The organism is Amycolatopsis sp. NPDC059027, assembly GCF_042739735.1.
Lineage (GTDB): Bacteria > Actinomycetota > Actinomycetes > Mycobacteriales > Pseudonocardiaceae > Amycolatopsis.
Genome location: NZ_JBHYIK010000007.1, coordinates 106,821 through 127,049, shown reverse-complemented (window position 1 = coordinate 127,049; position 20,229 = coordinate 106,821). Strand labels below are relative to the sequence as shown.

The following is a 20,229-nucleotide window of genomic DNA, read 5'->3' as shown; positions in this document are numbered from 1 at the left end:
CTGGGGGGCTTTTTTTTTTTAATAACACCCCCCCCCCCGCGCCGGCGGGGGTGGCTGTGTGGGCGGGCCGTTCCGGGGGGCGTGTGACGGGGGGGTCCCCCGGCGCCCCACGGCCGCCGTTGTGTGATGATCGTCCCGTGAGCGACAGACCGGCCGGGTCGTGGCCGAACCTGATCAAGATCCTGATCCCGGTACTCGTGCTGGCGGCGGCCGCGGGCGTCGGCCTGGCGTTGCTGGTCGCGCGCCTCGTCCAGCCCGAGGCGCTGCCGGTGGACACGAACCCGGTGCCCGCGGCGGGACGGAATGTGTGCGGGGCCTCGGTGACGATGTATTTCGACACCGACGAAATGATGACCCGGGCTTCGGGCAGTTTCCACGGTGATCCGAAAACCCGCCGGGTGTTCACCGAAACCAGGGCCGAAGCCTGGGAACGCTTCAAGCGTATCTTCGCCGACCACCCGAATCTCGTGGAGAACTCGGACCCGGCGGCGATGCCCGCGTCGCTGAACCTGCTTCCGCAGCGCGGCGTGGACCTGGAGGAGTGGACCGCCGAACTACGCAGGCGTTATCCCGAGGCCAAGAAGGTGGTCGTGCTCGATCCCGCTCACCCGCCGCCCGGCATGCCCGCCGCGACGGCGACTCCGTCCTGCCCGCCCAGCGGCGAGTACTGACCCCGGAATGCCGTCAAGGCCACCTTGCGGGCACGAGACGCCCGTAAGGTGGCCTTGACGGAACTTACGCCACCGGCACCGAAGCGACGCCCGGCGCCAGGAACGGCTTGCCGTTGACGCGTTCGGAGACGCCGGAGCGGTCCAGGTACGGCGTGATGCCGCCGAGCCAGAACGGCCAGCCCGCGCCGAGGATCAGGCACAGGTCGATGTCCTGCGCCTCCGCGACCACGCCCTCGTCGAGCATGATCCGGATCTCTTCGGCGATCGCGCCGAGGGCACGCTCACGCACCTGCTCCGCGGTGGACGGCTTGTCGCCCTGCGTCCACAGCTCGACGACCTCGGGGTCGGCGGACTGGTTGCCCTTGTCGTCCCAGACCCAGACGCCCCGCTTGCCCGCCTTCACGAACTTCGCCAGGTTTTCGCTGACGGTGAACCGGTCCGGGAACGCCTCGTGCAGCGTCTCGCCGACGTGCAGCGCGATGGCCGGGCCGACGAGCTGCATGAGCGTCAGCGGGGTCATCGGCAGCCCGAGCGGTTCCAGCGCCGAGTCGGCGACCTCGAACGGCGTGCCCTCGTCGACGGCGACGAGCACTTCGCCGAGGAAGCGCAGCAGCAGCCGGTTGACTACGAACGCCGAAGCGTCCTTCACCAGCACGCTGGACTTCTTGAGCTGCTTGCCGACCGCGAACGCCGTCGCGAGCGAAGCGTCGTCGGTCTGCTCGCCGCGCACGATCTCCAGCAGCGGCAGCACGGCGACCGGGTTGAAGAAGTGGAACCCGACCACGCGCTCGGGGTGCTGGAGCTTCGAGGCCATCGCGGTGATCGACAGCGACGAGGTGTTCGTCGCGAGGATCGCCTCGGGGGACACGTGCTGCTCCAGCTCGGCGAACACCTGCTGCTTGACGCCCAGCTCCTCGAACACCGCCTCGATGACGAAGTCGGCGTCGGAGAAGGCGGCCTTGTCGAGCGAACCGGTCACCAGCGCCTTGAGCCGGTTGGCGCCGTCGGGGGAGACGCGCTTCTTGGCCAGGAGCTTGTCGATCTCGTCGTGGACGTAGCCGACGCCCTTGTCGACGCGCTCCTGGTCGACGTCGGTGAGCACGACCGGCACCTTCAGCCGGCGCACGAACAGCAGCGCGAGCTGGCTGGCCATCAGGCCCGCACCGACGATGCCGACCTTGTTCACCTTGCGCGCCAACGACTTGTCCGGCGCGCCCGCCGGGCGCTTGGCCCGCTTGTTGACCAGGTTGAACGAGTACAGCCCGGCACGCAGGACGTCGCTCATGAGCAGTTCGGCGAGCCCGTCCGTCTCGGCCGCGTAGCCCCGGTCGAGATCGTTCTCCCGCGCCAGCTCCAGCAGCTCGACCGCCTTGGTCGCGCCCGGTGACGCTCCGTGCGTCCGGCCGTCCACAATGGACTTGGCGCGGGCGATGGCCGCGTCCCAGCCGGAACTGCGGTCGATCTCGCGCCGGGCAGGGGTGATCTCACCACGGACCACTTTGGACAGCCAGAGCAGCGACTGCTCCAGGTAGTCCGCGGAGCCGAAGACCTCGTCCACGATGCCCAGCTCGGCCGCCTGCCGCACCTTCAGCATCTTGTTCTGCGCCAAGGCGTTCTCGATGATCACGGTCACCGCGGCGTCCGGGCCGATCAGGTTCGGCAGCAGCTGCGTGCCACCCCAGCCGGGGAACAGGCCGAGGAAGACCTCGGGGAACGCGATGGCCGCGGTGTTCTCCGACAGCGTCCGGTAGTGGCACGACAGCGCGAGTTCGAGCCCGCCGCCCATCACCGCGCCGTTGACGAACCCGAACGTCGGGATCTCGGTCTCGGTGAGCCGCCGGAACACGTCGTGCCCGGTCTGCGCGATCTCCCGCGCGAGCTTCGGATCCGACACGGCCTCGACCCCGGAAAGGTCGGCGCCGACGGCGAAGATGAACGGCTTGCCGGTGACCGCGATCGCGGCCGGCTCGGCGGCGAACGCCTCGTCCAGCGCGGAGTTCAGCGACACGAGACCCTGCGGGCCGAACGTGTTGGGCCGGGTGTGGTCGTGGCCGTTGTCCAAGGTGACCAGTGCGACCGGCTTGTCCAGCCCGGGCACCTTGACCAGCCGGGTCTTCGCGACGGTGACGACCTCGTCGGGGAAGGCGGCCTTGGCTTCTTCAGCGGTGAAAGTCATTACTTGGCCCCCTCGAAAGCCGGGTTCTCCCAGATCACGGTGCCGCCCATGCCGATACCGATGCACATCGTGGTGATGCCGTAGCGCACGTCGGGGCGTTCGGCGAACTGGCGCGACAGCTGCGTCATCAGCCGGACGCCGGACGACGCGAGCGGGTGCCCGCACGCGATAGCGCCGCCCCACTGGTTGACGCGCGGGTCGTCGTCGGCGATGCCGAAGTGGTCGAGGAAGGCGAGCACCTGCACGGCGAACGCCTCGTTGATCTCGAACAGCCCGATGTCGTCGATCGACAGCCCGGTGCGCTGGAACAGCTTCTCGGTGGCGGGCACCGGCCCGATGCCCATCACCTCCGGCTCGACGCCGGCGAAGGAGTAGCCGACCAGCCGCATCCCGACCGGCAGGCCCAGCTCGCGGGCGGTGTCCTCGTCGGCGAGGATCGCCGCGGTGGCACCGTCGTTGAGGCCCGCGGCGTTGCCCGCGGTGACCCGGCCGTGCGGGCGGAACGGCGTCTTCAGCCCGGCGAGCTGCTCGACCGTGGTGCCCGGCCGCGGCGGCTCGTCCTCGGTGGCCAGGCCCCAGCCCAGCTCGGCGGACCGGGTCGCGACCGGCACCAGCTCGGGGCCGATCTTGCCGGTCTTGACGGCTTCGGCGTACTTCTCCTGGCTGCGCGCGGCGAACGCGTCGGTGCGCTGCTTGGTGATCTCGGGGAACCGGTCGTGCAGGTTCTCCGCGGTCTGGCCCATGACGAGCGCGGTCGGGTCGACAAGCTTGTCGGCGATGATCCGCGGGTTCGGGTCGACGCCCTCGCCCATCGGGTGCCTGCCCATGTGCTCGACGCCGCCCGCGATGGCGATGTCGTAGGCGCCGAACCCGATCCCGGACGCGGTCGTGGTGACCGCGGTCATCGCGCCGGCGCACATGCGGTCGATGGCGAACCCGGGCACGGACTTGGGCAGCCCGGCCAGCAGCGCGGCGGTGCGCCCGATGGTCAGCCCCTGGTCGCCGATCTGCGTGGTGGCGGCGATGGCCACCTCGTCGACGCGCTCGGGCGGCAGTTCGGGGTGCCGCCGCAGCAGCTCCCGGATGGCGTTGACGACGAGGTCGTCGGCACGGGTCCCGGCGTAGATGCCCTTGTCGCCCGCCTTGCCGAACGGGGTCCGTACCCCCTCGACGAACACGACGTTGCGCACGCCTCGCGCGTTCGGCGCGAGCGGCGTTGCTGGTGCGGCCACGAATGCTCCTGATGTCGGCAGAGAAATCCTGCCCGCACGATAGCCCTTGTTACCCACGGGTAACCAGGGGAGTGGCCCGGTCGAGTGGGACACGGCACACTCGCGGGTGGTGCCGTGCCCCTTCCTGGCGGCTCAGGCGACCGCGGGACTGACCTCTTCCGCGGGGGACACGTCGGCCAGGATCGCCTCGCCCTTGGTCAGCCATGCGAAGCCGAACGCGAGGATCGCGGCCGTCTCCAGCCACAGCGCGGGATGCAGTGTGGTGGCGACGGGGACCAGGCTGGTGACGACGATGAGCGCCAGTGAGGCCAGGATCACCACGCCCGCGGCGACGTAGACGCGGTTGCGGTCGATCTTGCGCCGCGTCGGGTCCGCCTTGTCCGATTTGGTGAACAGGAACAGGCAGAAGAACGCGAGCGTCAGGAAGAACACCGAGGCGAACACGAGGTGCAGGACGCCCAGCACCCGGTCCGTCGACGTCGCGTGCGCGGGCGTGGTCGGGCACACCGCCAGCCCGATCGCGGCGATCGCGGCGAGGTTGCCGGCGACGTCGTCGAGGCGGCTGTAACCGTGGTAGGACAGCAGGAAGACGCCGATCGCGCACATGCTGCCGACGAACACGTCCCGCGTGGACGTGTAGTAGTAGCCGCTGATCGAGTTCAGCAGCCCGCCGCCGTCGACGGCGAGTGTGCCGACGATGAGCAGCACCGGCAGCGCGAGGCCGATGACGCCGATCGCGCGGCGCAGGAACAGGTACGAATGCACGAGGGTGGTCGACGGGGATGGGGTCGCCGGGGTCATGGGCCGCCTCCGAAGCCGTACGGGACATCCCCGCTGCCCGGCGAGGTGGCGTGCCCACCCCGCCGGGTTCCGGTGGGGAATTGTTTTCTCCCTGTGGTTATCGGCAGTCAGAGGATCACCTCTGAACGGCTCGTACCGCACAGCTGGGCGGCGAAACGGTTACGTTCCGGTGAGCGCTTTCCGGTAGGACAGCCACCCTTCGTGTCCGGTGATGTCGGCGGCGCCGTCGCAAGCGCCCGGTTCGCAGAGGAATCCCGAGACGACCGCGCCGTCCGCGAGCCGGACTTTCCCGATCGTCAACGGTGCCGGGACGCCGCCGACGAATTCGCCGAACCCGCGCACGGGAAGTTCCCACACCTCGGCGGCGATCGCCGCGCCGCCGTCGGCGACCCGGACGAGCCCGGGTTTCGGCGGCGTCGTGTCCAGTGCGTACAGCCGGTATTCCGGCGTGGTGGCGGCCGCCGAGACGAACCGGCCGCCCCGCGACGTCAGCTCGTGGTTCAGCGGCTGGCCTCGCAGATGTGCGCCCACCACGACGATCCTGGCTCGCGCCGGGACGCTCCGGGCGAGGTCGGCGAGGAGCGGATCGTCGAACGCGCGGCCGACGAGCATCACGCCGAACGGCAGCCCGCCCACCTCGCCCGCCGGGATCGCCAGCGAGGACAGGTCGAGCAGATTGGCGAAGTTGGTGAACCGGCCGAGCCGCGTGTTCACCCCGGCCGGATCCGCCGCCACCTCGGCCAGTGCCGGGTGGTCCGTGGTCGTTGGCAGCAGCAGAGCGTCCACTGTGGACAACACCGCGTCCGTGTGGAGCCGGAGCCGGTCCAAGGTTTCGAAGTCCGCGAACACCCGGTGCGCGGGCAGATCCCGCGCACCGGTGATGATCGAGAACACCGTCGGGTCGACGTCGCCCGGGTGACTCTCCAGGAATTCGCCGACCGCCGTGTACCGCTCGGCGACGAAAGCGCCTTCGTACAACAGCCGGGCAGCCTGGAGGAACGGCTCGATGTCCACTGTGACCAGTTCGGCACCGGGGAAATCGGACGCGGCCCGCGCGAAGGCGTCCGCCCAGCCCGCGCGGAGTTCGCCGAGCTGACCGGGCCGCGGGATCCCGATCCGCGCGCGCCCCGGGACGCGCCGGGTGGGCGGAGCCGTCCGTGACGTCGGATCGTCGGCGTCCGGCCCGGCCAGGCAGCCGAGGGCGAGCGTGGCCTCGTCGACCGTCCTCGCGAAGACGCTGACGCAGTCGATGCTCCGGCACGCGGGCACCACCCCGCGCGCCGGGATCAGACCGCGCGTCGGCTTGAGCCCGACGATCCCGTTGAGCGCGGCGGGAACCCGGCCCGATCCGGCGGTGTCGGTGCCGAGCGCGAGATCGACGACGCCCAGTGCGACCGCGACCGCCGACCCCGCACTCGACCCGCCGGAAATCCGGGACGGATCCACGGCGTTGCGGACGGCGCCGTACGGGCTGCGGGTGCCGACGAGCCCGGTCGCGAACTGGTCCAGGTTGGTGGTGCCGAGGATCAGTGCCCCCGCCGCGCGTAACCGGGCCACCGCCGGCGCGTCCTCGGTGGGACGGTAGGCGTAGGCCGGGCAGCCCGCGGTGGTCGGCAGCCCGGCGACGTCGATGTTTCCCTTGACCGCGGCCAGCTTCCCGTACAGCGGCAGTGCCTCACCCATGTCGCGCCGGGCTTCGAGCGCCGCCGCGTCCGCGAGCACCTCGGTCTCGGGACGCAGGTCGATCCAGATCTCCGGCCGGTCCACCTGGGCGATCCGCGCGTAGGCGGCCCGGACCCGCTCCACGACGCTCACGTCAGCACCACCAGCGGCGTTCCGGGAACCACCTGATCGCCGGGGGAGACCAGCACCTCGACCACCTTTCCGTCCGACGGCGCGGGAATCCGGGCCTCGGTCTTCATCGCCTCCAGCGTCACGAGCGACTGCGCGCCGCCGACCCGGTCGCCGGGCCGGACGTCGACGCGCCAGACCGTCGCGGCGAAGGGTGCTTCGACGACGTGCCCGCCCGGCGGTGCCTGGACCCGCACCGGCGCGAGCGTCGTGGGTTCCGGCTCGGGCTTCGGATCGAACTCGCCCGCCGCCGCCCACGCCCGCCGTTCCGCCTCGAACGCCGCCGACTGCCTCGCGCGGAACTCGGCGATGCTCGCCGCGTTGTCCGCGAGGAAGCGCTGGTAGTCCGCCAGTGCGAACTCGCCGTCGGTGATGTCCAGTTCCAGTTGCCCGGCGGCGTTGTGCGCCCGCAGTTCGAGAAGTTCCCCGGCGGACACGGGATACCACGAGATGCGGTCGAAGAACCGCAGCAGCCACGGCGATCCCGGCGCGAACGAGCCGCGCTGGTGCCAGCCGCTCCACACCTGCGTGGTGCGCCCGACGAACTGGTAGCCGCCCGGCCCCTCCATCCCGTAGACGCACAGGTAGGACCCGCCGATGCCGACGGAGTTCTCCGCGGTCCACGTCCGCGCCGGGTTGTACTTCGTGGTCACCAGCCGGTGCCGCGGGTCCAGCGGGGTCGCCACCGGAGCACCGAGGTAGACGTCGCCGAGGCCGAGCACCAGGTATTCCGCGTCGAACACCGTCCGGTACACGTCGTCCACAGTGGACAGCCCGTTGACCCGGCGGATGAACTCGATGTTCCACGGGCACCACGGCGCGTCGTCCCGCACCCCGGTCATGTACCGCTCGATGGCCTCCCGCGTGGCCGGGTCGTCCCAGGACAACGGCAGCCGCACCGACCGGCTCGGCACCACCAGGTCCGCGGTCGGCGGCAGCTCCCGCTCCAGCTCGCGGACCAGGCCGAGCGCCTTCGCCACCGGCAGCGCGTCCGGGTCGACGTGCACCTGCAGCGACCGGATTCCCGGCGTCAGGTCGACGATCCCGGGCACTCCCTCGGCCGCCAGCCGCTCGGCCAGCGCGTGCACCCGCATCCGCAGCGCGAGATCCAGCGTCATCTCGCCGTACTCGATCAGCAGATTGTCGTCCCCGCTGCGCCGGTAGGTCACCGACGGCTCTTCGTCGCTTGTGGACAGACGGCCGAGGACGCCGCCGTCGCCGAGCGCGGGGCGGCTCGGCGCGGGTGCCGTGGCGGGTACGCGGCGGAGTTCGGCGGCGTGCTCGGTGGTGATCGGCACGAACCGCACGGTGTCCCCTGGCCGCAGCTGCCCGAGCTTCCAGCGTTCGCCGGTCGCGACGGTGGCGGGGCAGACGAACCCGCCGAGGCTGGGCCCGTCCGGCCCGAGCAGGATCGGCAGGTCGCCGGTGTAGTCGACGGCGCCGATCGCGTAGGGCGTGTCGTGGATGTTGGACGGGTGCAGCCCGGCCTCGCCGCCGTCCGCGCGGGCCCAGGACGGCCGGGGCCCGATCAGCCGGACGCCGGTGCGCGCCGAGTTGAAGTGCACCCGCCAGCCCGTGCGGTAGAACGTCTCGACGTCCTCGGGGATGAAGAACTCCGGTGCCGCGTGCGGTCCTTCCACCGCCCCGATTTCCCACTGGGCGGGGAATTCCGGCCGGTCGGCCGCCGGGACCGGCCCGGCGACGTCGTCGGCGGGCGCGGGGCCGGGATACAGGACGTCGCCCGCGGCGAGCGTGCGCCCGCCGTGCCCGCCGAACTTCCCGAGCGTGAACGTCGCCGCGCTGCCCAGGAACGCGGGGACGTCGACGCCGCCTCGCACGAGGACGTAGCTGCGCAGCCCCGCCGTGCACGCGCCGACGTCGAGCTCGCCGCCCGCCGGGACGACGACCGGCGTCCACAAGGGAATACCGCCGCCGTCGAGGGTGACCGTGGTGGGCGCGCCCGTGACGCAAACCGTGGTGCCCCGCGAAAAGCGGAGGGTCACACCGTCCACAGTGCACTCGATCCCGGCGGCACCCTCGGGGTTGCCGAGCGCGGTGTTGCCCAGCCGGAACGAACGGTCGTCCATCGGCCCGCTCGGTGGCACCCCGACGTGCCAGAACCCGGTGCGGCCCGGCCATTCCTGCACGGTGGTCATCGTGCCGCCGCGCCGGACCTCGATCCGCGGTTCGTCGTCGGTGACGTCGTCCAGCGTCGCGGTGTCGTGGGCGGCCTCGCGGAACCGGGCGTCCGTCACGGCGGAGCGGAGCTGGCCGAGGTTGGTGCGGACGCCGTCGACCCGGGTCGTGGCCAGCGCGTCCCGTAGCGCCGCCAGCGCCGTCGCGCGGTCCTCACCGGCACAGATCACCTTGGCGAGCAAGGGATCGTAGTGCGTGGTGACGATCGAGCCCGCCTCGATCCAGGTGTCCACACGGGACTCCCGCGGCAGTGAGACACCGGTGACCAGCCCGGCGCTCGGGCGATGTCCCGCGCTCGGATCCTCGGCGTACACGCGGGCCTCGACAGCGTGCCCGCGTGGTTCCGGTGCGTCGTCGAACATTCCGCGGTCGCCCTGGGCGAGCCGCAGCATCCAGGCCACGAGGTCGACGCCGTACACGGCCTCGGTCACCGGGTGCTCGACCTGCAGCCGCGTGTTGACTTCGAGGAACGCGGCCTCCTCGCGCTCGGGGTCGTAGACGAACTCGACCGTCCCCGCCGAGCGGTACCGCACCGAACCGCACAGCGCGACCGCCGACTCGATCAGCCGGGCCTCGACCGCATCGGGGATCCCGGGCGCCGGGCATTCCTCGACGACCTTCTGGTTGCGCCGCTGCAGCGAACAATCCCGGGTCCCCAGCGCGAGGACGTCGCCATCGCCGTCACCGAACACCTGGACCTCGACATGCCGCGCGTGCCGGACGAGCCGTTCGAGGAACACGCCGGAACCGGTGAAGCTCTTCGCCGCGACCGCGCGCACGGATTCCCACGCCTCGGCCAGTTCCCCGGCCGTGGCGCAGGCCCGCATGCCGATGCCGCCGCCCCCGCCGGTCGCCTTGAGCATCACCGGGTAGCCGATCCGGTCCGCCGCGGCCAGCGCGTCGTCGAGGCTCGCGAGCAGGCCGGTGCCCGGCAGCAGCGGCACCCCGGCGGCGACCGCCGCCTCGCGGGCGGTGTGCTTGCCGCCGAACACCTCCAGCTGTCCGGGAGTGGGCCCGGCGAACGTTATTCCGGCGGCCTCGACGGCGTGGGCGAACGCGGCGTCCTCGGACAGGAAGCCGTAGCCGGGGTGGATGGCGTCCGCCCCGGTGGCGCCCGCCGCGTCGAGGATCGCGTCCGCTCTCAGATAGCTCTCGGCGGCCGGGGCCGGGCCGAGCCGCACCGCTTCGTCTGCCAGCCGGACGTGGGGCGCGGTCCGGTCGGCGTCGGAGTACACGGCCACGGTCGGCAGGTCCAGCTCGCGTGCGCTGCGCAGGACGCGGACGGCGATCTCGCCGCGGTTGGCGACCAGCAGCTTCACGCCTCGCCCCCCGGTTCGGTGACGAGAATCCGGATCGGGGTCGGATCGAAGCCGTTGCACGGGTTGTTGATCTGCGGGCAGTTCGAGATCAGCACCAGCACGCCGGTCTCCGCGCGCAGCCGGACCTCCAGTCCGGGCGCGGAGATGCCGTCCACGATGCCGAGCGTGCCGTCGGGCTCGACCGGCACGTTCATGTACCAGTTGACGTTGCTCACCAGATCCCGTTTGCCCAGCCCCCATTTGGCGCCCTCGATGAGGAAGTTCTCCACGCACGCGTGCTGGAACCGGGTGTGCTGGCCGTAGCGGAGGCTGTTGGACTCCTTGCTGCAGGCGCCGCCGAGGGTGTCGTGCCGCCCGCAGGTGTCGGCCACGACGGTCAGCAGCGGCGCGCCCTCGCCGGTGCGCAGGACGCTGCCGGTGGTGAGGAAGATGTTGCGCTGCGCGGTGATCGTCGCCGCCGCGCTGTAGCGTTTGGCCGTGTCGGCCGCGTCGTAGCACAGGAAGTCGACGGCCTGGTTGCCGCCGGTGTCGATGATCGCCAGCTCCTGTCCTTCGCGGAGTACCGTGGAGAACGGGGCGCGCGCCAGGACTTCGGTGTCGAGGACGGTGGTCGTCGCGGTGGTCATCACAGCCCCCGTGCGGTGAGGTAGTCGGCGGTGTTCTCGAACGCGCGCTGCGCCTCCGGCGTGTGTGTCCACTCCGGACTGTCCGGTGTGGAGGGACGGTCGCGCCAGGCCAGTATCTGCAGCGGGCCGCTCGTGTATTCCCGCGGATCCAGCGGATGCGGGACATTGGCGATCAGCACGACGACCGGGAGCTCGGTCCGCAGTTCGACGGTGTGCCCCGCCCCGGCGGAGCCGGTGAACTCCAGCTCGCCCGCGCCGCCGACGCGGACGCCCTGGAAGAACGAGAGGCTCGGCGGCAGATCGCGCGGGGTGAGCCCGTGTTTCGCCGCCGCCAGGGTGAACAGCGCCAGTCCGGCGGGGGAGGGGCCCTGCGGGCTGCCGTCGCCGTAGCGCTCGGCATTACCATCCACAGTGGACGTTCCGCACAGCGCGTCGTGCCTGCCGCCGCTGTCGGCGACGAGGGTGGCGAGCACGCGGGCCTGGTCCGACAGCAACGCCACCGACTCGCCGAGATAGGCGTTCCACTGCACCTTCACCGTGTCCGCCACGTTCAGCCGCTCCCACGGCGCGTCGGCGTTGAACAGCAGCAGATGCGCGCAGGCGTCGCCGGTGGGGTCGGTCAGCCGCAGCCGGGTGCCGCGGGCCAGCACCCTGTGCGTGTAGCCGCCACCGGCCACGGTCTCCGCCCAGGTGAGGTTGGTGGCCGCGACGCCGGCGGGCGGCTCGGCGGTGTGCGCCGGGATGATGGGCATGGTGTCGACGACCGTGCCCGCTTGTGCGCGGGCGTGGTCCCGCGCGCCATAGGTGGTGGCGGTGGTACTCATCGGTGTCCTCCTTCTCGGTAGGGGTTACAGGGCGGGTTCGGCGACGGGCGCGGCGCGGCGGCGCAGCCGGGCCCAGCAGAGCAGGCCGAGCACCAGTGCCGCGCCGGTGAATTCGATCGGGAACAGCAGCATCCCGAGCGAGCCCGTGCCGTCGGTGTCGTACACGCGCGGGCGGGGCCAGGCGATGTTCACGATCATCGCGACGCCGTACGCGACGGCGGCGACGTTGACCGGGATCGCCCAGCGGCCCAAGGAAAACCGGCCGGGCTCGCCCGCGAAGCGGCCGCGCAGCCGGGCGATGAGCAGCGGCGCGGTGACGAGCAGATAGGCGAGGTAGACCACGACCACCGAGGTGCCGGTGATCGTGCTGAACACCGTCGGGTTGCCGACGTTGAGCAGCAGCAGGCCGATCGCGAGCGCGCCGGAGAGGATCGCCGGGGCGATCGGCGTCCCGGTGCGGGGGTTGACGCCGGCGAGCCGGGCGGCGCCGGGCAGTGCGCCGTCGCGAGCCATCGCGTAGATCAGCCGGACCGTGCCGGTCTGGATGGTGAGGGTGCAGACCACCACCGCGATGGCGACGTCGGCGAGGAACACCCTGCCGAGCGTGTCGCCGAAGACGGCCGTGATGACGTACGGCAGGCCGCGTCCGGCGAGCTGCCCGTCGGTGAGGCTCGGGGCCGCCATGAGCGCGGTCAGCACGACCGCGAGCCCGCCCACCCCGGCGACGAGCAACGCGCGCAGGACCGCGCGAGGCGCTTTACGCCGGGCGTCGCGGGTTTCCTCGGCCACCGACGCGGCGGTGTCGAACCCGTAGAGCACGTAGGCGGCCGCGAGTGCCGAGGCGAGCACCCCGGCGATTCCCGGCGCGGACGACGTCTCGTCCACCGGGACGCTGTGGAGCACGACCTGCGGGCCGCGCACGGCGAAGGTCGCCAGCCCGGCGACGAGGACCACGACGCCGATCAGTTCCGCCGCGACGCCGATGTCGTTGATCCGGGCCATGACCCGCACCCCCGCCGCGTTGACCGCGGTGGTGAACAGGATCAGCAGCGAGCCGAGCAGGACGGCGTTGGCCGCGCCGGTCGGCGAGGTGACCGAGGAATCGCCGCCGGCGAACTGGAAGCCGCTCCACACCGACGGCAGCACGATCTGGAGCGCGATGGCCGCGCCCGCCAGCGCGACGACGCAGCCGAGCAGCATCATCCAGCCCGCGAGCCAGCCCGCGAACCCCCGTGTCAGACGTCTTGCCCACTGGTACACGGAGCCGGCCAGCGGGAACCGCGCGGCGAGTTCGGCGAAGACGAGCGCGACGAGCAATTGCCCGCCGAGCACCACCGGCCACGTCCAGAAGAACAGCGGCCCGCCGAAGGAGTAGCCGAGGCCGAAGAGCTGGAAGACGGTGGTGAGGATCGAGACGAACGAAAAGCCGGCGGCGAACGCGGAGAACCCGCCGAGGGACCGGCGAAGTTCTTGCCGGTAGCCGAATTCGGCGAGTTCGTCGGTGCGGGCGTCCTCGGCGGTCGGTGGGGACATCGGGGCTCCCGAATCTTTCGGACATTTTTCGGTCGACCGACCGAAATTAGGCCGATCGCACTACTGGCCGGTCTCGCCGGCATTAGTGCCGGGTTACACGTGAGTGGGCCGCGTTACGGATTCCGGGGCGGCGCCGTAACATGCCTCGGACAGCCTGGCGGGGACGGCGGCGCCTGGCAAGATCGACGGGTGGGGAAGAACGTGACCGGGGTCGGCAGGCCGAGGGCGAGCGGGGCGGCGGCGAGTAGCCAGAACGCCAGGGAAGCGGTCCTCGAGGCGGCGGGCGAGTTGTTCACCGGCGCCGGGTACGCGGCGACCACCACCCGCGCCATCGCCGAACGGGCCGGACTGCGCCAGGCCTCGCTGTACTACCATTTTCCGTCCAAAGAGGACATTCTCGCGGCGCTGCTGGCCGCGACGGTGCGGCCGTCGCTGGAGGTCGCCGGTGGCCTGTCCGGCGGGGACGCGCCCGCCGCGGTGCGCCTGTGGGCGCTGGCCTACGCCGACATCCGCCTGCTGGGCGGCGCGCGGTACAACCTGGGCGCGCTCTACCTGCTGCCCGAGATCGCCTCGCCGAACCTCGCGCCGTTCCGTGCCGAACGTGAGCAGCTCAAGGCCGTGTACCGGGACCTCGTCGCCGAGTCCGGTGCGCCGTCCGGCAGCGGCAGCGACGTCGCCGTCCGGTCGAACCTCGTTTTCGGCCTGGTGGAGAGCATCGCGATCGTCCGCCGGGACGACCCGGTTCTGGACGTCGAAGCACACGCGGTCGAAGGCGCCGACGGCGTGCTGCGCGTCGCCGGTCTCCCGGCGCCGGACGCCACCCTGCGCGCCGCCGCCCGCGCCCTGCTGACCCGCTCCTGATCCTCGCGTTCTCGCGCACGGGGACGCGCTGAAGGACGCTTTCAGTGCGCTGGACGCGATGAAGGACGCTTTCAGTGCATGCGGGCGAGTGGGGGTCCAGGTGGGTGCGACGTGGGGGCCCCTCGGTGCGTCCAGTGCACCTGGGGCGTCCCTCGGATACCGGAGCCGACAACGTCCCGACGGCGAGTTTGAGACATGCCTGTGTGACATGCGGATCCGGTATGTCAACCGGCCGGGGGCACCGGGGGCACGGCGGGGGTCAGGAGGCGGTGGTGTGGAGGGCTTTGGTGAGGGCGGGCAGCGTCAGCTCGATCTGCCACGGCCGGGCACCGCCGGCGGCGAGCGCCGCTGCGATGGCATCGGAGGAGAGATCGGCGGGCGGGCGCCAGCAGGTGCGGCGGACGAGGTCCGGCAGCAGCAGGTTCTCCACCGGCAGCCGGTGGTGTTCGGCGATCGAGGCCAGCGAAGCGCGGGCGGCGGCGAGGCGCGCGGCCGCGTCGGGGTCCTTGTCGGCCCAGCGGTTCACCGGCGGCGGACCGTCGGTGGGCTGGGCCGGGGCGGGCAGCGAACTCGCCGGCAGCGCCCGCGCGGCCTGGAGGTGCCGCAGCCAGTTCGCGCTGTAGCGGCGCTGCACGCGGCCGCCGAACACGGGCAGCGCCTGCAGTTCCTCGACGGTCTTCGGGTCGGCGGTGACGGCGTTGATGATCGCGCTGTCCGGCAGGATGCGGCTCGGCGCGCGGTCGCGTTTGCGGGCCAGTTCGTCCCGGGCCTGCCACAGTTCGCGCACCGCGGCGAGGCCGCGCGGGCTGCGGATCTTGTGCACGCCCGACGTCCGGCGCCACGGCTCGGCCCGCGGTGCCGGCGGCGGGGCGGTGCGGACCGTCTCGAACTCCTGGCGGGCCCATTCCAGCTTGCCCTGCGCGTCCAGCTCGGCTTCGAGCTTCTCGCGCAACGGGATCAGCAGCTCGACGTCGAGCGCGGCGTAGTTGAGCCAGTCGACCGGCAGCGGCCGCTTCGACCAGTCGGCGGCGCTGTGCCCCTTCTCCAGCTGGTACCCGAGCAGCAGCTCGACCAGCGTGCCGAGCGCGACCCGCTCGTACCCGGCCAGCCGCCCGGCCAGCTCGGTGTCGAACAGCGCCGCGGGCCGCAGGTCCAGCTCGGCGAGGCAGGGGAGATCCTGCGACGCGGCGTGCAGCACCCACTCGGCGTCGTTGAGGACGGCCCGCAGCGGGGCCAGGTCGTCGGCCACGGCGATCGGGTCGACGAGCATCGTGCCGGCGCCCTCGCGGCGGATCTGGACGAGGTACGCCTTGGGCCAGTACCGGTAACCGGACGCGCGTTCGGTGTCGACGGCGATCGTGCCGCTGCCCGCGGCGAGCCGCGCGCACGCCTCGGCGAGCGCGGTGGCGTCCGCGATCACCGGGGGAGTGCCCTCGGCGGGCTCGCGAAGAAGTACAGGCCCGGCAGGTTCGGTCGTCACGTCGAGTCCGGTCCTGTCGGCCTGTTCATTTCCCATGGGTAAGGACCCTACGGGACGGGCACACCGCGCCTGGTCCGCCCGCCCCGCAGGGGTGTTCGCCTTTCGCTATCGGATCACGCCTGCCCGCATCGCCAGCGCCACCATCTGCGCCCGGTCGCCGGTGCCGAGCTTGCGCCCGATCCGGGACAGATGCGACTTGACGGTGAGCGCGGAGAGGGACAGTTCCTCGCCGATCTCCTTGTTCGACTGCCCGTCCGCCACGAGCTGCAACACCTCGACCTCGCGAGCGGACAGCTCGCGCGGGGTGTTGTCGGTGCCCGCGACCCGGGTTCCGGTGGCCAGCACCGGAGCCACGCTCGGGTCGGCGTAGACGCCGCCCTCGAGGACCCTGCGCACGCCGTCGGTGACGACCACCGGCGACGCGGACTTCAGCAGGTACGCCTGCGCACCGGCCTGGAAGGCCGATCTGACGGCGTAGGGATCGTCGGAGGACGCGAGCACCACGACACGAGGCCAGCCATGGCTACGGAGTTCCGTAACCAGCTCGATGCCGCTGCCGTCCGGCAGTCCGAGATCGAGGATCGCCAGGTCACACGGCCCGGTGGCCGTGGCTCGCGCCCTTGCCTCGGCCACCGTCGCGGCCTCGTGAACGGTGCCCGCACCCATCTGTGCGAGTCGTGCTGCGATTGCCTCCCTCAACAGCGGGTGGTCGTCGACCACCAATACGGAAAAGAGCTCTTCCCGCGGGTGCGGAACCATGCTCGCCGGCAAGGCACCGGCTGGCGTGGATCGAACGGCCTGAGATAAGCCGACGGTAGCCACGTCACTACCTCCCTGGAGTCGGTCGTGCCCCCCGACCGGCACCGGGACCTTCGGCCGTTCAGCCGCGCCAGCTTTAGACCGAAAGTGGTGTCGTCGAAAGGCACTGTAGCCGCCCGGAGGCTTCCGCGGGGGGATCGAATGGGTATCTATCTGAAACGACTCGTCACTCAGGGGGTTCGTTGTAACACGATCGGGCTAGTACACAGCCGGTGGCTAACGGATCGCCCAGCGAACACGATGCACTCTTGTTACCGGCTTCAAAGTGGCTGTGCAGATGGGTCGTGCACCTGCCGGTGCTGGTCGCGGCGGTGGGCCGCCGCGGGGCGTCGGAGGGATGAAATCGGGCCCCCGCCGGGGCATGATCAACTTTCCGATCGCCGCCCGGCGGTAGCGGAGAGCGACGATACCGGGCGTTCCGGAACGTCCCGCCCCTCGTGAACGGCATCCGACTTCCGTCGGGTCGGCCGTTGAGCCCGTGTTGATCTTGTCGCACTGCGTGATGGTCCAGGTATCACGAACGTGGTCGTCCGGACGTGCTAGCCGGCTACCCGCGAGTGGACGTGAAAAGTCCTCAGCCGCGCCGGGGCGCGCGCGGGGGTGTCCCCACACTTGTCTGGACCACCAAGGCGCGCAGCGGCGCACTCAGGGCCTGGGGCGGGGCTTCCGGGAGGCGATCAGGAACTCTGCCGCTGCCCGAACAGCGTGACGCCGACCGGCGGCAGCCCGACGACGCTCGCCATCACCTGGCAGAAGGCGTTCCCGTGCGGGCGGAGCGCGGCGTCGACCGGCGTCCAGGACGCCCGGAGTTCGAGGTCGTCGGTCCTGGCAGGGCCGGAGATGTCGCCGAAGCGCGCGGAGGAGGTCTCGGTGACCGTGCCGCCCAGCGCCCGCCAGCTCGCGCCGGACGCCTCCAGCGCGTCGGTCAGCCACGACCAGCCGACGGCGGGCAGGAACGGGTCGGTGGCCAGTTCGCGGTCCAGCTCGGCGCGGACGTACATCACCATCCGCAGGACGCCGTCCCAGCCCTCCTGCCCGTCCGGATCGTGCAGCAGGACGAGCCGCCCGGAGGCGAGCACGTCGGCGGGACCGGAGACCTCGCAGCTCAGCGCGTACGACCACGGGGCGAGGCGCTGGGGAGCACGCATCGTCTCCAGCGTCACCTCGGGGCGCGGCCGGACGGACTGCAGCGCCGCGACGGCTTCGCGGAAGAGTTCGGGCACTGGCGTCATCGCGGTCACGCTTCGACTCTAGGGCGGACACGCCCGGTTGCGGGGGCAGGCGCGCCGAAGAACGGGCCCGAGCCGGGGCGTGGCACGATGAAGACGATGTCTTCCTCGCTGTCTTCCCAGCCGTCCCTGTCCACGGCCGCCCGGCGTGCCCTGCCCGGGGCGCCGCTGCTGGCCGCCGCCAGGGGCGAGCGCCCGGCGCACACCCCGGTCTGGTTCATGCGCCAGGCCGGACGGTCGCTGCCCGAGTACCGCGCGCTGCGCGAAGGCGTGCCGATGCTCGACGCCTGCTTCGACCCCGAGATGCTCGCCGAGATCACGCTGCAGCCGGTGCGCCGCCACGGCGTCGACGGCGCGATCCTGTTCAGCGACATCGTCGTGCCGCTCAAGGCGGCCGGGGTGGACATCGACATCGTGCCCGGCACCGGCCCGGTCGTGGCGGAACCGGTCCGCGACCTCGCCGCGGTGCGGGCGCTGCCGGTTCTCGAGACCGGGCAGGTCGCGAAGGTGGCCGACGGCGTGCGGCTGCTGGTGGAGCGGCTCGGAGAGACGCCGCTGATCGGCTTCGCCGGCGCGCCGTTCACGCTGGCCAGCTATCTCATCGAGGGCGGGCCGAGCCGCAACCACGAGCACACCAAGGCGCTCATGCACGCCGACCCCGCGCTGTGGCACGAGCTCGCCGGGCGTCTCGCCGACTTCGCGCTCACCTTCCTGCGCGCGCAGCTCGACGCCGGGGTCGACGCCATCCAGCTGTTCGACTCGTGGGCGGGCGCGCTGTCGGAGCGGGACTACCGCGAGTTCGTCCTGCCGCATTCGGCCAGGGTCCTGGCCGGGGTCGCCGAGTACGGCGTGCCGCGCATCCACTTCGGCGTCGGCACCGGAGAGCTGCTGGTGGCGATGCGCGACGCGGGCGCGGACGTCGTCGGCGTCGACTGGCGGGTCCCCTTGGACGAGGCCGCCCGGCGGTTGTCCGCGACCGGCTCGGCCGCGCCGGTCGTGCAGGGCAACCTCGACCCGGCGCTGCTCTACGCGCCGTGGCCGGTGCTGGAGGCCGAAGTCCGCCGGATCGTCGAGGAGGGCCGCGCGGCCGCGGGGCACATCTTCAACCTCGGGCACGGCGTGCTGCCCGGCGTCGACCCGGACGTGCTGACCCGCGTCGTCGGGCTGGTGCACGAGCTGCGGCCGTGAAGCGGGTTGCCGTCGTCGGCGGGGGCATCTCCGGGCTGACCGCCGCGTACCGGCTGCGGACCCTGCTCGGCGAGGCCGCCGCGATCACGGTGTTCGAGACTTCTCCGGTGCCCGGCGGGAAGCTGCGCACGGCCGAAGTGGCCGGACAGCGTTACGACGTCGGTGCCGAGGCGTTCCTGGCGCGGCGTCCCGAGATGACCGCTTTGGCGCGCGAGATCGGGCTCGGCGAGCTGATCACGCATCCGACGAAGGCGCGGGCGAAGATCCACGCCGGGGGAGCGGTTCTCGGCCTGCCGCCCGGCACGGTCATGGGCGTCCCGGCCTCCGCGGACGCCGTCGCGGACGTGCTTTCGCCCGAGGGACGGCGCGCCGTCGAGGCCGAAACGACGTTGCCGCCGGTGTCCTTGCCAGGGGCCGATGTGCCGCTGGGGCCGTTGCTGCGCGAGCGGTTCGGCGACGAACTCGTGGACCGGCTCGTGGATCCGTTGCTGGGCGGCGTCTACGCCGGGGGAGCCGACGGGCTGGGCCTGCGCGCGACCATGCCGGGGCTGGCCTCGGCGGTCGCCTCCGGCGCGGGTTCGCTGACCGCGGCCGCCGCGACGCTGCTGCCCAGGACGCCGGGGACGGCGCCGGTGTTCGGCACCCTCGTCGGCGGTCTGGGCACGCTGCTCGACCGGCTCGCCGAGCTGTCCGGCGCCGGGATCCGGACCGGCGCGCCGGTCCGCGCACTGAGCCGGACCGCGACGGGATGGCGGCTCGAACTCGGGGCCGCGGCCGCCGTGCACGCGCCTTCGGACACCCCGGTCGACGTCGACGCGGTGGTGCTCGCGGTCCCCGCGCCGTCCGCGCGGCGGTTGCTGGCGGACGTCGTCCCGGCCGCGGCGACGGCGTTCGGCGAGGTCGAGCTGGCGTCGATGGCCGTGGTGGCGCTGGCGTTGCCGCCCGGGACCGTGCTGCCCGAGGCGTCGGGGGTGCTGATCGGCGCGGGGGAGCGGGACACTTCGGGCGTTCCGTACGCGGTCAAGGCGTTCACCTTCTCCAGCCGGAAATGGGCCCACCTCGCTCCTGAGGGTGGTCCGGTGCTCGTGCGGGGTTCGGTCGGCCGGTTCGGCGAGCCGGGCGCGCTGCACGCGGACGACGACGAGCTGGTGCGTGTCGTGCGTGAGGATCTCGCGCGCCTTTCCGGCGTCACGGCTTCGCCGATCGACACACTCGTGACGCGCTGGGGCGGCGGGCTTCCGCAGTACGGGGCCGGGCATCTGGACCGGGTCGAGCGCATCGAACGGGCGGTGGCGGACGTGCCGGGGCTCGCGGTCGCCGGGGCGACGCTGCACGGCGTCGGCCTCCCTGCGTGCGTGGCTACCGCGGACGCCGCGGCGAAGCGCGTCGCGGAGCACCTTTCGGCGATCTCGCGTACCTAGAC

At 72.1% G+C, this 20,229-nt stretch carries 15 protein-coding genes; 4 read left to right on the top strand and 11 right to left on the bottom strand.

The window, feature by feature from the left end:
* Positions 1-137 precede the first annotated feature (137 nt).
* The gene (locus tag ACFWY9_RS07285; protein ID WP_378338401.1) at positions 138-671 is read left to right on the top strand and encodes a hypothetical protein; all 534 of its coding nucleotides are present in this window, start codon (positions 138-140) and stop codon (positions 669-671) included.
* 64 nt (positions 672-735) lie between these two features.
* Here the strand turns inward: ACFWY9_RS07285 and ACFWY9_RS07280 are convergent, their stop codons facing one another.
* From ACFWY9_RS07280 to ACFWY9_RS07245, 8 genes are all read right to left on the bottom strand, one after another.
* Positions 736-2,847, bottom strand: a complete 2,112-nt coding sequence (locus ACFWY9_RS07280) for a 3-hydroxyacyl-CoA dehydrogenase NAD-binding domain-containing protein (protein ID WP_378338400.1) — start codon at positions 2,845-2,847, stop codon at positions 736-738.
* Entirely contained in the window at positions 2,847-4,037 is a 1,191-nt protein-coding gene (locus ACFWY9_RS07275; RefSeq protein ID WP_378329643.1) for a thiolase family protein, read from the bottom strand. Before ACFWY9_RS07275 ends, ACFWY9_RS07280 begins: the two co-directional genes overlap by 1 nt.
* 174 nt (positions 4,038-4,211) lie before the next feature.
* On the bottom strand, positions 4,212-4,880 hold the full coding sequence (locus ACFWY9_RS07270) for a DUF998 domain-containing protein (protein WP_378329611.1): 669 nt from the start codon (positions 4,878-4,880) through the stop codon (positions 4,212-4,214).
* Between the two features lie 159 nt (positions 4,881-5,039).
* Positions 5,040-6,695, bottom strand: coding sequence for an allophanate hydrolase (gene atzF, locus ACFWY9_RS07265; RefSeq protein WP_378338399.1), 1,656 nt, complete (start codon positions 6,693-6,695; stop codon positions 5,040-5,042).
* Complete coding sequence (gene uca / locus ACFWY9_RS07260) at positions 6,692-10,246, bottom strand: urea carboxylase (protein WP_378338398.1); 3,555 nt, start codon at positions 10,244-10,246, stop codon at positions 6,692-6,694. Before uca ends, atzF begins: the two co-directional genes overlap by 4 nt.
* Positions 10,243-10,872 (bottom strand): urea amidolyase associated protein UAAP2, encoded by a 630-nt coding sequence (locus tag ACFWY9_RS07255; protein ID WP_378338397.1) that lies wholly within the window; start codon positions 10,870-10,872, stop codon positions 10,243-10,245. Before ACFWY9_RS07255 ends, uca begins: the two co-directional genes overlap by 4 nt.
* Positions 10,872-11,696: an urea amidolyase associated protein UAAP1 gene (locus ACFWY9_RS07250; RefSeq protein ID WP_378338396.1), complete on the bottom strand. Its 825-nt coding sequence runs from the start codon at positions 11,694-11,696 to the stop codon at positions 10,872-10,874. The genes ACFWY9_RS07255 and ACFWY9_RS07250 overlap by 1 nt, the downstream gene beginning before the upstream one ends.
* Positions 11,697-11,720: 24 nt before the next feature.
* The gene (locus ACFWY9_RS07245; RefSeq protein ID WP_378338395.1) at positions 11,721-13,229 is read right to left on the bottom strand and encodes an amino acid permease; all 1,509 of its coding nucleotides are present in this window, start codon (positions 13,227-13,229) and stop codon (positions 11,721-11,723) included.
* A 189-nt stretch (positions 13,230-13,418) separates the two neighbouring features.
* Here ACFWY9_RS07245 and ACFWY9_RS07240 point away from each other — a divergent pair, with 189 nt between their 5' ends.
* Positions 13,419-14,090, top strand: a complete 672-nt coding sequence (locus tag ACFWY9_RS07240; RefSeq protein ID WP_378338394.1) for a TetR/AcrR family transcriptional regulator — start codon at positions 13,419-13,421, stop codon at positions 14,088-14,090.
* A gap of 259 nt (positions 14,091-14,349) precedes the next feature.
* Here ACFWY9_RS07240 and ACFWY9_RS07235 read toward each other — a convergent pair whose 3' ends face one another.
* The 3 genes from ACFWY9_RS07235 to ACFWY9_RS07225 form a co-directional block, all read right to left on the bottom strand.
* Entirely contained in the window at positions 14,350-15,606 is a 1,257-nt protein-coding gene (locus tag ACFWY9_RS07235; RefSeq protein ID WP_378329618.1) for an HRDC domain-containing protein, read from the bottom strand.
* A gap of 69 nt (positions 15,607-15,675) precedes the next feature.
* Positions 15,676-16,392, bottom strand: a complete 717-nt coding sequence (locus ACFWY9_RS07230) for a response regulator transcription factor (RefSeq protein WP_345387391.1) — start codon at positions 16,390-16,392, stop codon at positions 15,676-15,678.
* Between the two features lie 674 nt (positions 16,393-17,066).
* Positions 17,067-17,630 carry a DUF3000 domain-containing protein gene (locus ACFWY9_RS07225; protein ID WP_378329619.1) on the bottom strand — a complete coding sequence of 188 codons (564 nt, stop codon included), beginning with the start codon at positions 17,628-17,630 and terminating at the stop codon, positions 17,067-17,069.
* An 87-nt stretch (positions 17,631-17,717) separates the two neighbouring features.
* On the opposite strand from ACFWY9_RS07225, the gene hemE reads away from it, so the two are divergent.
* Positions 17,718-18,806, top strand: coding sequence for a uroporphyrinogen decarboxylase (gene hemE, locus ACFWY9_RS07220; RefSeq protein ID WP_378338393.1), 1,089 nt, complete (start codon positions 17,718-17,720; stop codon positions 18,804-18,806).
* The gene (gene hemG / locus ACFWY9_RS07215) at positions 18,803-20,227 is read left to right on the top strand and encodes a protoporphyrinogen oxidase (RefSeq protein ID WP_378338392.1); all 1,425 of its coding nucleotides are present in this window, start codon (positions 18,803-18,805) and stop codon (positions 20,225-20,227) included. Before hemE ends, hemG begins: the two co-directional genes overlap by 4 nt.
* Positions 20,228-20,229 lie beyond the last annotated feature (2 nt).

What these genes read in the sequence shown, in the direction of transcription:
- ACFWY9_RS07270 (WP_378329611.1), bottom strand. Translation starts at nt 4,880, where the DNA reads ATGACCCCGGCGACCCCATCCCCGTCGACCACCCTCGTGCATTCGTAC.
- hemE (WP_378338393.1), top strand. Translation starts at nt 17,718, where the DNA reads ATGTCTTCCTCGCTGTCTTCCCAGCCGTCCCTGTCCACGGCCGCCCGG.
- ACFWY9_RS07235 (WP_378329618.1), bottom strand. Translation starts at nt 15,606, where the DNA reads ATGGGAAATGAACAGGCCGACAGGACCGGACTCGACGTGACGACCGAA.
- ACFWY9_RS07250 (WP_378338396.1), bottom strand. Translation starts at nt 11,696, where the DNA reads ATGAGTACCACCGCCACCACCTATGGCGCGCGGGACCACGCCCGCGCA.
- ACFWY9_RS07255 (WP_378338397.1), bottom strand. Translation starts at nt 10,872, where the DNA reads ATGACCACCGCGACGACCACCGTCCTCGACACCGAAGTCCTGGCGCGC.
- ACFWY9_RS07280 (WP_378338400.1), bottom strand. Translation starts at nt 2,847, where the DNA reads ATGACTTTCACCGCTGAAGAAGCCAAGGCCGCCTTCCCCGACGAGGTC.
- ACFWY9_RS07245 (WP_378338395.1), bottom strand. Translation starts at nt 13,229, where the DNA reads ATGTCCCCACCGACCGCCGAGGACGCCCGCACCGACGAACTCGCCGAA.